Annotated in this window: 13 protein-coding genes; 9 read left to right on the forward strand and 4 right to left on the reverse strand. The window is 44.9% G+C overall.

All coding sequences use genetic code 11. The annotated features are described in order from the left end of the window. Positions 1-67: 67 nt before the first annotated feature. Both AC5W14_RS05340 and AC5W14_RS05345 read right to left on the reverse strand, forming a co-directional pair. Positions 68-955: an amidase gene (locus AC5W14_RS05340; RefSeq protein WP_496059808.1), complete on the reverse strand. Its 888-nt coding sequence runs from the start codon at positions 953-955 to the stop codon at positions 68-70. Between the two features lie 241 nt (positions 956-1,196). After that, complete coding sequence (locus AC5W14_RS05345; RefSeq protein WP_496059807.1) at positions 1,197-2,174, reverse strand: zinc-binding dehydrogenase; 978 nt, start codon at positions 2,172-2,174, stop codon at positions 1,197-1,199. 182 nt (positions 2,175-2,356) lie between these two features. Between AC5W14_RS05345 and htpX the strand changes: the two genes are divergently transcribed. From htpX to qoxD, 8 genes are all read left to right on the forward strand, one after another. Beyond that, on the forward strand, positions 2,357-3,256 hold the full coding sequence (htpX, locus tag AC5W14_RS05350) for a protease HtpX (protein WP_496059806.1): 900 nt from the start codon (positions 2,357-2,359) through the stop codon (positions 3,254-3,256). Positions 3,257-3,384: 128 nt separating this feature from the next. After that, entirely contained in the window at positions 3,385-3,930 is a 546-nt protein-coding gene (locus AC5W14_RS05355) for a copper resistance CopC family protein (RefSeq protein ID WP_496059805.1), read from the forward strand. Continuing rightward, the gene (locus AC5W14_RS05360; protein WP_496193853.1) at positions 3,931-5,058 is read left to right on the forward strand and encodes a copper resistance D family protein; all 1,128 of its coding nucleotides are present in this window, start codon (positions 3,931-3,933) and stop codon (positions 5,056-5,058) included. A 117-nt stretch (positions 5,059-5,175) separates the two neighbouring features. Then, positions 5,176-6,099 (forward strand): EamA family transporter RarD, encoded by a 924-nt coding sequence (gene rarD, locus AC5W14_RS05365; protein ID WP_496059803.1) that lies wholly within the window; start codon positions 5,176-5,178, stop codon positions 6,097-6,099. Between the two features lie 418 nt (positions 6,100-6,517). Then, positions 6,518-7,450: a cytochrome aa3 quinol oxidase subunit II gene (gene qoxA / locus AC5W14_RS05370; protein ID WP_496059802.1), complete on the forward strand. Its 933-nt coding sequence runs from the start codon at positions 6,518-6,520 to the stop codon at positions 7,448-7,450. A 30-nt stretch (positions 7,451-7,480) separates the two neighbouring features. Beyond that, on the forward strand, positions 7,481-9,445 hold the full coding sequence (gene qoxB / locus AC5W14_RS05375) for a cytochrome aa3 quinol oxidase subunit I (protein WP_496193854.1): 1,965 nt from the start codon (positions 7,481-7,483) through the stop codon (positions 9,443-9,445). Then, positions 9,445-10,053, forward strand: a complete 609-nt coding sequence (gene qoxC, locus AC5W14_RS05380) for a cytochrome aa3 quinol oxidase subunit III (protein WP_496059801.1) — start codon at positions 9,445-9,447, stop codon at positions 10,051-10,053. Before qoxB ends, qoxC begins: the two co-directional genes overlap by 1 nt. Further along, positions 10,054-10,407 carry a cytochrome aa3 quinol oxidase subunit IV gene (gene qoxD / locus AC5W14_RS05385; protein ID WP_496059800.1) on the forward strand — a complete coding sequence of 118 codons (354 nt, stop codon included), beginning with the start codon at positions 10,054-10,056 and terminating at the stop codon, positions 10,405-10,407. It abuts the gene before it with no gap. A 126-nt stretch (positions 10,408-10,533) separates the two neighbouring features. Here the strand turns inward: qoxD and AC5W14_RS05390 are convergent, their stop codons facing one another. Together AC5W14_RS05390 and AC5W14_RS05395 are read right to left on the reverse strand one after the other, a co-directional pair. Further along, positions 10,534-10,836: a spore morphogenesis/germination protein YwcE gene (locus AC5W14_RS05390; protein ID WP_496059799.1), complete on the reverse strand. Its 303-nt coding sequence runs from the start codon at positions 10,834-10,836 to the stop codon at positions 10,534-10,536. 163 nt (positions 10,837-10,999) lie between these two features. Continuing rightward, on the reverse strand, positions 11,000-11,800 hold the full coding sequence (locus tag AC5W14_RS05395; protein WP_496193855.1) for an SDR family NAD(P)-dependent oxidoreductase: 801 nt from the start codon (positions 11,798-11,800) through the stop codon (positions 11,000-11,002). Between the two features lie 126 nt (positions 11,801-11,926). On the opposite strand from AC5W14_RS05395, the gene AC5W14_RS05400 reads away from it, so the two are divergent. Beyond that, positions 11,927-12,550 (forward strand): flavodoxin family protein, encoded by a 624-nt coding sequence (locus tag AC5W14_RS05400; protein WP_496193856.1) that lies wholly within the window; start codon positions 11,927-11,929, stop codon positions 12,548-12,550. Positions 12,551-12,575 lie beyond the last annotated feature (25 nt).

Below are 12,575 nucleotides of genomic sequence, written 5' to 3' on the forward strand. Positions count from 1 at the left end.
TTTTTTAAAAAACAAAATAAAAAAATGCCCGATTACAGGCATTTTTGTAAGATACTGTCCTTTTGTATTATGGTTTCATATCAATCCACGAATACGTATGGTGCATGGAAAAGCCGTTAAAGCTCCGGTACCCGCTGTAGGCGGTCCGTACCTTTTCCAATTCTGCCTGCATATATGTTTCGCCTTCCTCATAAAATGTAGTAAACGATTCAGATGATCCAAGATTCATCGTTTCTACTCCTACGGTTACAGGCGTTGCATATACATTCCCCCATTTCATCTCGTTTGAAACCAGCGTAATGATACCGTTGGGGCCATCTGCTTTGTCACGGTAAGCCATAATATTAACACCGTCAGCCTGTTTGATGATCCATTCCGCCAGGTTGCCTTTTCCGATTTTGCTGCTGTAGGTTATTTCATCGAACCAGAAAGGCATATCCACAAAAAGAGGGAGTCCCATATCGTTAGCGGCTTTTGTACTGTTAATCAGCAGTGTTTGGTAATTCAGGACGCTTTTGGCATGATTTGTGTTCCAGCTCGAATGAAGATAAGGCTCGACATCAAGGTGCAGAGCTGCAAATTTTTCTGAAGGAGCGGCGCTGTTCTGATAGGTTTTCAGCCAGGGGATGACTGGCGGCTGTGTTTTGCCGCTGTAACGCGTTCCCCAGTCGGAGGCGCCGTCGAGTGCATGAACTGCGATACCGCGCTCCCCGGCACGTTGTATGAAGCTGCGGTAGGAAGAAGACGGGATGGTCCGGTCAATCTGCAGATAAACCGTCTCTGCTTCCTTTGATTCAAGAAAAGTAAGAATGCGGTCCGGTTCAGAGAGCATTTTATTTGTGTCCCAAAGCCAGGTGGATAAATAATTGCTGTTTGCGTTCACATGCTGCTGAGGCGTAATGGCCACAATAATCACCGCCAGTATAATAGTTAAAATAGAAAAAAGTCGCTTCATTCGTTGTTCCTCCGTTTATATGTAATGTGTGGGATAGTCTGGAATTCAGTCAAAAAGAAAAGGGGGCATGGTGAGAACTGGTAATGCTTTTATCTTGTTTTATATAGTAGATATCGGTCTTATTTTGATAGTTATAAGTGAAATGCTGTATTATTTTTATATGTATAATGAAAAGTTAAAACAGCTGGCTTCATCAAAGAAAAAAGCAGAAAACCGCTGAGGGTTTTTCTGCTTTCGTTTCTTATAAGGCGGCTATAATTTTACCGCGGACATGGCCGTCTTTTATACGGTGAAGTGCAGAAACGACTTCTTCCAAAGAAACAACTTCCTGAGGAAGAGGCTTAATCTTTCCTTGAGAGGCAAGTGCTCCGAGCTCTCTGGCCATACGACCGAGGTCGGCACGCTGCTCGAGGTCGTCGGAACGATAAACAAAACCAAGTGCAATTTCGTGGAAGGAAGGAGCCAGTGTTTTTGGTGTGTATTGTGTAAAATCGGGCAGGGAAGCGATGCAGACGAGGTGGCCATTAAACGCCAGGTAATCAATCGCTTCGGTAGCTGTCTTTTCACCAATGGTGTCCAGTACGATATCCACGCCGCGTCCATCTGTATATTTGTGAATCGCTTCGGTTACATTCTCAGTCCGGTAATCGATCGTTTTGTGTGCTCCCAGGCCGGTTACGTACTCATTGTTCTCCGGAGAACAAGTGGTAATAATGTGGAGGCCTGCAAGCGAAGCCAGCTGAATGGCATAGCCGCCTACGCCGCCTGCCCCTGCCTGGATAAGGATGGTCTGTCCATTTTGCACCGCTACTTTTCGATACAGGGATTGGTAGGCTGTCAAAGCGGCTGTCGGAAGAGAAGCAGCTTCTTCATGGCTCCACCCCGACGGTAGCGGAGCGATTACATCAGCAGAAACGGTAACATATTCGGCAAATGCGCCGTTTGCGGTCATGCTGATGTGTCCGTAGACTTCGTCTCCTTCTTTCCAATCCGATAAACCGGGATGCACTTTATCTATAATGCCGGATACATCAAGACCCGGCACGTGGGGAAGCTCCCATTCGGGAAGGGCGTTTTCCGATAATTTATAATCCACCGGGTTTACACCGGCCGCTTTTACTTTGATCCGTACTTCTTTTTCCTGTGGTTCCGGTAAAGGAAGATCGGTGATTTCCAAGTTATCGATACTTCCAGGTTTAGTCAGGGCTAAAGCTTTCATTAGAGTGTCCTCCTTTATTTGGTGAAGCTGCTGCACGTGCTGTGAATAGACGTATACTTATCTACATTCCTTTTTTTAAGAAGAATAAACGAAACAAAGGCAAAGAAAGTGAAACAAATAATTCAGTAGCCTCGTAAAATAGAAGCAGGTATGATGAAAGAGAGAAAAAAGGAGTGGAAACAATGGGAAGAAGAATTATGCTGTTAGTACTTACTAATATTTTAGTTATAACAACGATTACTATCGTTATAGGCATCCTGGGCTTATTCGGTATTAATATCGGAGGCATGACAAGCCCGGACGGCAGCATGAACTTTGGTGCGCTGCTGCTGTTTAGTGCGGCATTTGGTTTTGGGGGCGCCTTAATATCCTTAGCGATGTCACGCTGGATGGCCAAAAAAACAATGGGTGTAAAAGTAATCAAGCCGGACCAGCCTCAATCACAGGCTGAAAAGCAGGTGCTTGATACTGTTCATACGATGGCAAGAAATGCAGGGCTTACTCACATGCCGGAGGTTGGTATTTACAACTCCAAGGAAGTGAATGCTTTTGCCACAGGCCCTACTAAAAAACGTTCTCTGGTAGCTGTATCCAGCGGACTGCTTCAGACGATGGATAAAACGGCTGTTGAAGGTGTTATTGCCCATGAAGTGGCTCACGTTGCCAACGGTGATATGGTCACCATGACGCTTTTACAGGGGGTAGTAAACACATTCGTGATTTTCTTTGCCCGTATTGTGGCCACTGTTGTATCCAACTTTGTAAAAGACAGTACACTGCGGATGTTCGTACGCTTCGGAGCCATTATCGTGTTTCAGATTTTATTTTCCATCCTGGGAAGCATTGTTGTTATGGCTTTCTCCAGGTACCGGGAATATCACGCAGACCGCGGCGGAGCCGATTTGGCAGGGCGGGACAAAATGACCCACGCCCTGCAGTCCTTAAAGCAGTACTCCGAGCGGATTGATGACAGTCACGGATCAGTGCAGACGCTGAAAATTAATGGCAAGACTTCGATGGCGATGCTTTTTTCTTCTCATCCGCCTCTTGAAGAAAGAATTAGAAGACTGCAGGAAAGATAAACTAAAACGAGCTCGCTTTACCGTGGGCTCGTTTTTTACTGCATTCATTTAAAAGTCTTTATTTATTCACAGCCATTTCGACCCGTTTCTGTTATAAAGAAAGAGAGACTAATTTAAGGAGAGATTGCATGAAATATATAGGAACAGCCTTTGCGGCTTTTGCTTTGTTATGGTTTCCGGCTTCAGCTGAGGCCCATACGTACATGGAAGAATCAACACCGGAAGATGGAGAAACAATCGAAGAAGATATGAACGAAGTCCATGTTACTTTCGATTCTCCCATACAGGATTACAACATAGCTGATCTTTATGATGAAGAAGGCGAACCAGTTTTAGGGGATGTCACGCATGAACCGATAGATGAGGTTGTGTTTACTGCGGACGATCCGCTCCCAAACGGTGACTACACGTTTGAATTTGAAATCATCAGTGAAGACGGCCACCTTATAGAAGATACTATTGCCTTTACGGTTAATCAGGAAGAAGATGCCGCTGCCGCTCAGGAAGAACAGGAAAATGCAGAAGAAGCTGCTCCGGAAGCGGAAGAAACAGATACTGCCGGTGCAGCAGAGGAAGAAGAAGGAAATGGTAATACACTCATACTGGCAGGCACTGTGATCCTTCTTGTCCTTGTAGCCGGTGCTTTATTCTTTCTTATCAGGAGAAAAAAATAAGTGCTTATTGCGATCAGCAACGGGCTTTTATATGCTGCACTTGGAATTCTGATGGGGACCGCTCTGCTGAATATGATTCCAAAAACGAACCGTCCGGAGCTGCACGTACCATTTCCGCTCGTGCTGGGAAGCGCTCTGCTGCTTCCTGTCTTATCGTTTCCTTCGCTGCTGGACATTGCCCGCTCTATATCAGCGGGGCGTGACCGTCTGCTCTCCGAAGCTCTGGAGATGGTTGTGTTTTCGTTCCAAATTGGAACTGCGTGGATATCATTAACGATAGCTTCCATAGCGCTTGCAGTATTGATTGCGTTATTTTACAGAAAAGCAGAGGCGCATTGGAGTATTTACCTGGCCTCTATGGCTATTTTAGCAGCCATTATAGGCTTTCAGGCCAGTGTGGGGCATGCAGCTTCAGCGAGCAGTCTAATCGGATTTACTACCCATACGATGCATTACCTGGCAGTCAGTGTGTGGATCGGAACACTGTTTATCGTCAGCTGGTTTTCCAAAAGCTATGTAAATTGGGAAGGGTTTTTGGAATGGTTTACGCTTATTGCAGTTGGGTGTGTTGTGCTGCTTACGATGTCCGGTCTGATTATGTCCCAGCTTATTACGGAGTCAATTACCGGCTCCTGGGTGCTTAGCTACGGTCAGGCGCTTTTGTTAAAACATCTGCTGTTTGCGGTTATTTTGCTTTTTGCCGTTTTTAATGCGTTTTTCATTAGAGGACGCTTAAAGAAGGATGCTTCGTTCAGCCCGAGACCCTGGCTTAGGGCCGAAAGTGCTGTGGCGTTAAGCATACTTGCTGTAACAGGATTTATGACTGAGCAGGAAACCCCGCAGCGAATTGAAAGGCTGCTGCGTTCGGAAGGTCCGTCCCCGCTCTATGCGCTGTTATTTGACAGCGGTCCAGCCGGTCCGTCCACTCCTGTCTTTTCTTTTCACGGTCCCGGTTTTGTATTGATTTTAATCGGTGTCCTGTTTGCCTGGCTGGCGTATTATTCCATCAAAAAAGAAATGTCCGCCTGGGTTGTTTTTGGTATCTCGTTCTTTTTTACCATCAGTATGTTTTTGGGACTGATCAGTATGATCGGTCTGGAAGCGACAGCTGCTGCCGGCATGTTTTAAAAAACAGGACTTTATAGGTGACGCATCTATTCTTTCGGTTTCCGAAAAAATAGATGCGTCATTTTCTATTTTGCGATAGGCTTGTAGAGTAGAAAAAGGGACGGGAGAGAAAAAAAGATGAGAGAAAATCAACAGGCAGCGGGGGTGGCTTTTGCCGGACTGGCCTATGTGCTTTGGGGATTTCTGCCCCTGTACTGGAAAATGCTCGGCGGTGTTCCGGCAGGTGAGGTGCTTGCCCACCGAATTGTCTGGTCCCTGATTTTCATGGGAGCTGTTCTGCTGGTGCTAAAAAAGATCCAGCCGGTCGGAAGTGAAATCATTCGTGTATTAAAAAATAAAAAATCAGCGGCAGCCATAACAGCAGCGGCCGTTTTAATAAGCATTAACTGGTTTCTGTTTATTTTTGCGGTGAACAGTGACAGGGTTATTGAAGCGAGCCTTGGCTACTATATCAATCCGTTGTTCAATGTTGTACTTGCTACCGTCTTTTTAAAAGAAAGACTGACCAGGGCAGAGGGACTGGCTTTTTTTCTGGCAGTCGGAGGTGTCATCACGCTGACGTTTTACTATGGTTATTTCCCATGGGCGGCGATTGGCCTGGCACTGAGCTTTGGGCTTTATGGACTGATTAAAAAAACAACCCCGCTCAGTGCGTGGGCCGGATTAACAGTCGAAACAATGATTATGGTGCCTTTTGCACTGCTGTTTCTATTTGCCGTGCAGGGAAATACAGGCAGCGTATTTCGTTTTTCGTGGGAAGACCATGCCCTGCTGATTGGAGCCGGAGCTGCTACAGCAGTGCCTTTGCTTTTATTTGCTGCAAGCAGCAAGCGTATTTCCTTTTCGCTCATTGGATTTCTGCAGTATTTTGCGCCCACGATTATGCTCCTGCTGGGTGTATTTCTGTTTAATGAGCCATTCAGCCTGCAGCAGCTGGCAGCTTTTATTATTGTCTGGATTGGTTTAATTATCTTCACGGTTTCCAGATCCAGAACCTCTTGGAAAGCAAGAAAATGGAGAACGTTTGAAAAGCCGGAATGAATCGTGAACATTTTATGTTTTTCCTGCTGAAACAGAGGGTGAGACTTTACTTTTTCTGCAAGTCGTAGCACAATACTAACGGTAGGTATTTATGTGAACCAATAATACGGCTGTTCAGATAAAAGGGGGCAGTAAAGCAGACAGCAGGAGCATGACGGCATAACTAATTGTATAAATAATGCTTTTTCATACCAAATGAAAAAAAGCATAAAAAATTCAACAAAGCGGATATACTCTTACATATTAGAAACCGTGAATTTTTTATGTCGATTTTGTGTTGAATTTGAAACACAAAATTGAGGTTTGTATGACAGTCTTTGAAAAGTGAACAAAAGAAAGCATAAATTTGCTACCATGGACAGAGCAGAATGTAATTCTGGCAGGGTATTACTATTACTAGGAAGGAGTGTTGGGTAAGGTGGGAAAATTTATAAGCCGGGCAAAGCGGACGCTGATGCTGCCTGCATTTGCTCTTGTTATATTCTTAAGCGGCTGTGCGGATTTAGTCGTTCTTGATCCACAGGGGCCGGTAGCAGAGAGTCAAGCAGAACTTATCACATTTTCTATCATTATGATGCTGGGAATCGTAGCTGTTGTATTCGTACTTTTCACATATATGCTTGTGAAGTTCAGATATCGTCCTGAAAAGGAAGGCAACGACAATTATGATCCAACTCATCACGGCAACAACAAGCTTGAAGTAATTTGGACGGTTATTCCTCTTATTATTGTAACGGTACTGTCTATCCCTACCGTAACAACGATTTATGAATTGGAGGAGCCGCCGGAAGTATCTGCGGACACTGAGCCGTTGGTTGTTCATGCAACAACTTCAAACTTTAAGTGGTTTTTCAGTTATCCTGAAGAAAATATCGAAACGGTTAACTATTTACACATACCAACAGACAGGGCTATCGAATTCAGGCTTTCTTCAGCCGATTCCATGACGGCTCTCTGGATTCCTGCATTGGGCGGACAGAAGTATAACATGGCCGGTATGGAAAACACATTGTATCTGCAGGCTGATAACGAAGGCGAGTATGCAGGACGCAATGCCAACTTCAATGGATCCGGTTTCTCCGGTCACACGTTTGAAGTTATCGCACAAAACGAAGACGATTATAATGCGTGGGTTGCCGAAACGCAGGAGTCAGCTCCTGAGCTTACAGAAGATGAGTATATAGCTATGCTTACGCCTGGGCTGAGTGAAAACAATGAATTTTCATCAACGCATTTAGATTTTGTCGATCATGGAACAAATGAGGGCCGTGATTACATTATTGATCACCATGGTGGAGAGCTCGGAGAGAAGCTTTACCTTCAAGGCGGTCGTGACATATGGGAAGATTAGCACGTTTTAATAGAAAGCAGGTGAGATAATTTGGAGGCGTTTATAGACTTTTTGTTTGGTGAATTTATCGTAACAGGAGATCCGCTTATATATGGCGCAATGGTCTCTATTGCGCTTGGTTCTATAACGGTTGTAGCTGTACTCACCTACTTCAAGGCATGGGGATGGCTCTGGAGAGAGTATATAACTTCTGTTGATCATAAAAAGATAGGTATTATGTATATCATCGCAGCAATTGTCATGTTTGTCCGCGGCGGTATCGATGCAATGATGATGCGGGTACAGACCTCGCTGCCGGGAATGACCTTCCTGGATTCACAGCATTACAATGAAATTTTTACAACACACGGAACAATCATGATTATCTTCATGGCCATGCCGTTTCTAATTGGCTTAATGAACTTTGCCATACCGCTTCAAATCGGAGCGCGTGACGTAGCATTTCCGTTCTTTAACAACTTGAGCTTCTGGTCCTTTGCTTTTGGACTTGCTCTCTTTAATATTTCCTTTATTATCGGGGGATCGCCGGACGCAGGTTGGACAAACTACGCTCCGATGGCCGGGGCCGAATTAAACCCCGGACCGGCAATCAACTATTATCTTCTGGGACTCCAGCTCTCCGGTATTGGTACGCTGGGAACCGGCATTAACTTTATTGTTACAATTCTGAAGATGAGGGCTCCGGGAATTACGATGATGAGGCTGCCAATTTTTACATGGTCGACGCTTATTACATCTCTTATCATTGTATTTGCTTTCCCAATTCTTACTGTAGCACTTGCTTTAATGACGCTCGACCGAATATTCGACGCCAAACTCTTTACGCTTGCCGGCGAAGGGATGCCGATGATGTGGGCAAACCTTTTCTGGCTTTGGGGACACCCGGAAGTATATATCGTTATTCTCCCGGCGTTTGGTATTTTCTCAGAAGTTATTTCTACTTTTGCAAGAAAACAGCTGTTTGGTTACAAAGCGATGGTTTACGCAATGGTTATTATCGCACTCTTAAGCTTCCTCGTATGGGTTCACCATTTCTTTACAATGGGTGCCGGCGGCGGAGTAAACTCCTTCTTCTCGATTACGACAATGCTTATTGCCGTACCGACCGGGGTTAAGATATTCAACTGGCTCGGCACGATGTATCGAGGCAGGATAACGTTTGAAACACCGATGCTGTGGGCGCTTGCATTTATTCCCAACTTCGTTATCGGCGGGGTAACAGGGGTAATGCTTGCAATGGCCGCAGCCGACTACCAGTATCACAATACGTACTTCCTCGTAGCTCACTTTCATTATGTGCTTATCGCGGGTACTGTATTTGGATGTTTCTCCGGTTTAATCTTCTGGTATCCAAAAATGTTTGGACACAAGCTTAACGAAAAACTTGGAAAAATATTCTTCTGGTTGTTTATGATTGGCTTTAACGTTTGTTTCCTTCCAATGTACTTCCTTGGATTCGCAGGAATGCCAAGACGGACATATACGATTGAACCCGAATGGATGCCGCTCAGCTTAACAGCCACAGCGGGCGCCTTTATGATGGCAGCCGGATTTGCTGTATTTGTTTACAGCATCTACTACAGCTTCCGTTATGCCGAGCGTGAAACAAAAGGCGACTCATGGGGAGAAGGAAGAACACTGGACTGGGCTACTGCTACACCAATTCCATTCTATAACTTCGCTACTCTTCCTGAGTTTGACAGTAAAGACGCATATGTAGGAATGAAAGATAAAGGCGAAACGACCTATGACAAATCAAAAGTGGAAGAAATACACATGCCAAGCAACTCCGGCCTTCCATTCTTCATGATGTTCGGCCTGTTTATCGCAAGTTTCGGCCTTGTATGGGAATGGTTCTGGATGGCAATTCCAGGTTTGATTTTTACCCTTGTTATTATGGGTATCCGCTCGTTTGATTACAATGAAGGGTTCCATGTCTCTACAAAAGAAATACACGAAATAGAGCAGGCAGCCAGAGGGGAGGATAGCAAATAATGAGTGCACATACGGAAGCAACAACAGGACCAATGGAATACCGCACACAAGAAGGACGTATGAATATCCTTGGTTTTTGGATATTTCTAGGCGCAGAGATTGCATTATTTGCTACCATTTTCGCCACCTATGCTGTTATGATAGGCAGGACGGCGGATGCTCCGCCTCCCCACGAACTGTTTGAACTGCCTATTACTTTGTTAATGACGTTTCTTCTTTTAACAAGTAGTTTTACCTGCGGAATCGCCATCAATGAAATGCGCCGGGGATCGAAGAACGGCCTTCTCATCTGGATGGGATTGACGCTTGTATTAGGTCTTGGATTCCTCGGACTGGAAATTTATGAGTTTAATCACCTGGTACATGAAGGTGCATCGATCAGCTCAGCAGCATACTGGTCTGCATTCTTTACTCTGACCGGTACACACGGGCTTCACGTGACGCTTGGCCTCGGCTGGGGTGTCCTCTTATTAATCCAGCTCTACCAAAGAGGTATTACGCCGCGGACAGCAAGTAAATTCTTTATATTCGGCTTGTATTGGCACTTCTTAGATGTTGTGTGGATATTCGTATATACAGTCGTTTATTTATTAGGGATGGTGGCTTAAATGAGTTCACATAGTGAATCGCGTTTCCCTATAAAACATTTAATTGGATACCTTGCCTCGATTGTGCTTACCGGCGCAGCGGCTTGGATTGCTCTTGGCACAGGACTTCCAATGGGATGGATCGTTACTGGTATTATGGCACTTGCCATTATCCAGGCAGGCATTCAGCTGTTTATGTTTATGCATATTACCGAAACAGACAGCGGAGGCATTCAGCTTGGTAATATGATTTACGCTTTTGGTATTGCAGGTATTATTGTTTTAGGCTCGATCTGGGTTATGTCGTTTGGTTATCACGACCACGGCACAGATGGCGGCGGTTCAGAAACAGAAGAACACAATGGCGATCATTAAATAGTAAAAGGAAGCTTATCGACAGCGATAAGCTTCCTTTTTTTGTTCTATTCTTGAAGATTGTATAAACAAAGCCGGAAATACTGCCAATACAGACAGTAAACCGGCTTTTACTATGTCGAAGTTTTATTTAGAGTTGTTGTTTACCTCAGAGCGGAGAAAAGGGACGCGGCGTGAGCGCTCCAGCTGCTTGAAATAGCTGATCATAATATAGATAATGGCTACGTTCGTGATAAGCAGGCTGCCGTAGAATGCAATAATGGAAGTCGGTGCATTAAGCACAGTAATTGGTGTGAAATGACTTAGAAAATAGTCCCACATGCCTAAAGCAAGAGCTGACTGAAGAACAACGAGAAACCATTTTTTGCGGCGGGCAAAGAAAAATGGGACAAGTGTGGCAAAAACCATAAATACGAGCAATACATCCATTACAAGCACCTCTTTTTATAATTTTCAGATTAGTAAGCGTTTTCATATTTTCTATAAATTTAGTATACCAAATTATTCACAGAAATGACATAAAAAAAAGAAATAGTTTGAACTTTTTTTGAACAAACTATTTCGTATGTTGACATAACCGGTGAACGAGTGCTCAGCGGAGCACACTGCCTCCGGATATTTTCACTGATTCACCAACTATATTATAGGCGGCATTTGTCAATAAGAAGGCAATCGTATTTGCTACATCCTTCGAACGAGTGAGGGAACCGGATGGAATGCCGGCTTTAGCTATTTCCAGCTGTTCTTCGTAGCTTCGGCCTTCCCGCCTGCCTTTATTGGCGATAGCAGTCTCACCCATTTCGGTATCAACATAGCCTGGACAGACTGCGTTCACTCTAATGCCATAAGGGATTGCTTCGAGCGCCATGGAATGGGTAAATCCAATAAGCGCAAACTTGGAACCAGCATAAGCAGTGTTGCCGGTTGTTCCCCGGAGTCCGGATAAAGAAGAAACGTTTACGATCGCTCCCCGGCCAAGCGTTTTCATGCCTTCATATACGAGCTGGCTCAATAGTACAGCCGAGGTAAAATTAATATGCATGATGGATTCCATCTCTTCCTGCTTTAACTGCTCGACCGTGCTTCCTCCTATAATACCTGCTGAGTTCACAAGCAGGCTGATCGTTCCATTTTCCGCAGCCGCCTTTGCTGCTAAAGAAGCTCTTTCCTCACTGCTGCCGATGTCTGCAGGAATTACTGCTACAGAAGCGTCCGGATGGGTTTGTTTAATTTGCTGCTGCAATGCTTCCAGCTTTTCCTGCCGGCGTCCGGTAATTGTAACGGCTGCTCCCATTTTGGCAAGCGTAATAGCCGTGTCGTATCCAATGCCGCCGGTAGCACCGGTAATTAGGGCATGTTCTCCTTGTAAAGCATCTGCTGCATAAATAGTCATTGATTATCTCTCCCCTTCTCAGCTGTTTTTAATCAGTACCCTTCACGAAAAAAACAAAACAGCTCTGCATATTTCTTCCAGGATAAGGGTACATGTCAATTACTCAGAAAAAAAAGGCGGGATAATATGGCAGCACTTAAAGCACTGGTATTAAATGGGTCATTGAAAAAAAGCGGTGACGAAGAATCCAATACGGAAGCTTTAACAAACGAAGTGCTGAAACTGTTGGAAAAAGAAGGAGTTTCCACAGAGACGGTAAGGCTTGCTGATTATCACATTCCTTATGGTATTAGTGAGGATCTGGGAGAAGGAGACGACTGGCCGGCTGTTTTTGAAAAAGTAAAACAGGCAGATATCCTGATTATCGGCACACCTCTTTGGATAGGGGAGAAAAGCAGTATCACGACGCTTGCCATGGAAAGGCTGTATGGCGGAACCGGTGTGACAAATGAAAAAGGTCAGTCCGTTTATTACAATAAAGTAGGCGGCGTTGTTATTACCGGCAACGAAGACGGTGCCAAACATGCAGCTGCCTCGGTGCTGTACGGGCTTTCCCATATCGGCTTTACCGTGCCGCCCAACGTAGACTGCTACTGGGTGGGAGAAGCCGGGCCCGGTCCATCGTTTATTGAAGCCGACGGCATGAGTAATGAGTTTACGAAAGGCCACGTAACGATGCTTGCCTATAACCTGCTTCATATGGCGCGCATTTTACAAGAACATCCTATTCCTGCAGAAGGCAATGTATAAAAAAGAAACATGCGCGTAAATGCGC

This window comes from Sinobaca sp. TMA16-18 (genome assembly GCF_059510535.1).

Coding starts and splice junctions, on each gene's coding strand:
- AC5W14_RS05395 (WP_496193855.1), bottom strand. CDS start 11,800: ATGACTATTTATGCAGCAGATGCTTTACAAGGAGAACATGCCCTAATT.
- rarD (WP_496059803.1), top strand. CDS start 5,176: ATGAGAGAAAATCAACAGGCAGCGGGGGTGGCTTTTGCCGGACTGGCC.
- AC5W14_RS05345 (WP_496059807.1), bottom strand. CDS start 2,174: ATGAAAGCTTTAGCCCTGACTAAACCTGGAAGTATCGATAACTTGGAA.
- AC5W14_RS05400 (WP_496193856.1), top strand. CDS start 11,927: ATGGCAGCACTTAAAGCACTGGTATTAAATGGGTCATTGAAAAAAAGC.
- AC5W14_RS05390 (WP_496059799.1), bottom strand. CDS start 10,836: ATGGATGTATTGCTCGTATTTATGGTTTTTGCCACACTTGTCCCATTT.
- qoxC (WP_496059801.1), top strand. CDS start 9,445: ATGAGTGCACATACGGAAGCAACAACAGGACCAATGGAATACCGCACA.
- AC5W14_RS05355 (WP_496059805.1), top strand. CDS start 3,385: ATGAAATATATAGGAACAGCCTTTGCGGCTTTTGCTTTGTTATGGTTT.
- AC5W14_RS05340 (WP_496059808.1), bottom strand. CDS start 955: ATGAAGCGACTTTTTTCTATTTTAACTATTATACTGGCGGTGATTATT.
- qoxD (WP_496059800.1), top strand. CDS start 10,054: ATGAGTTCACATAGTGAATCGCGTTTCCCTATAAAACATTTAATTGGA.
- htpX (WP_496059806.1), top strand. CDS start 2,357: ATGGGAAGAAGAATTATGCTGTTAGTACTTACTAATATTTTAGTTATA.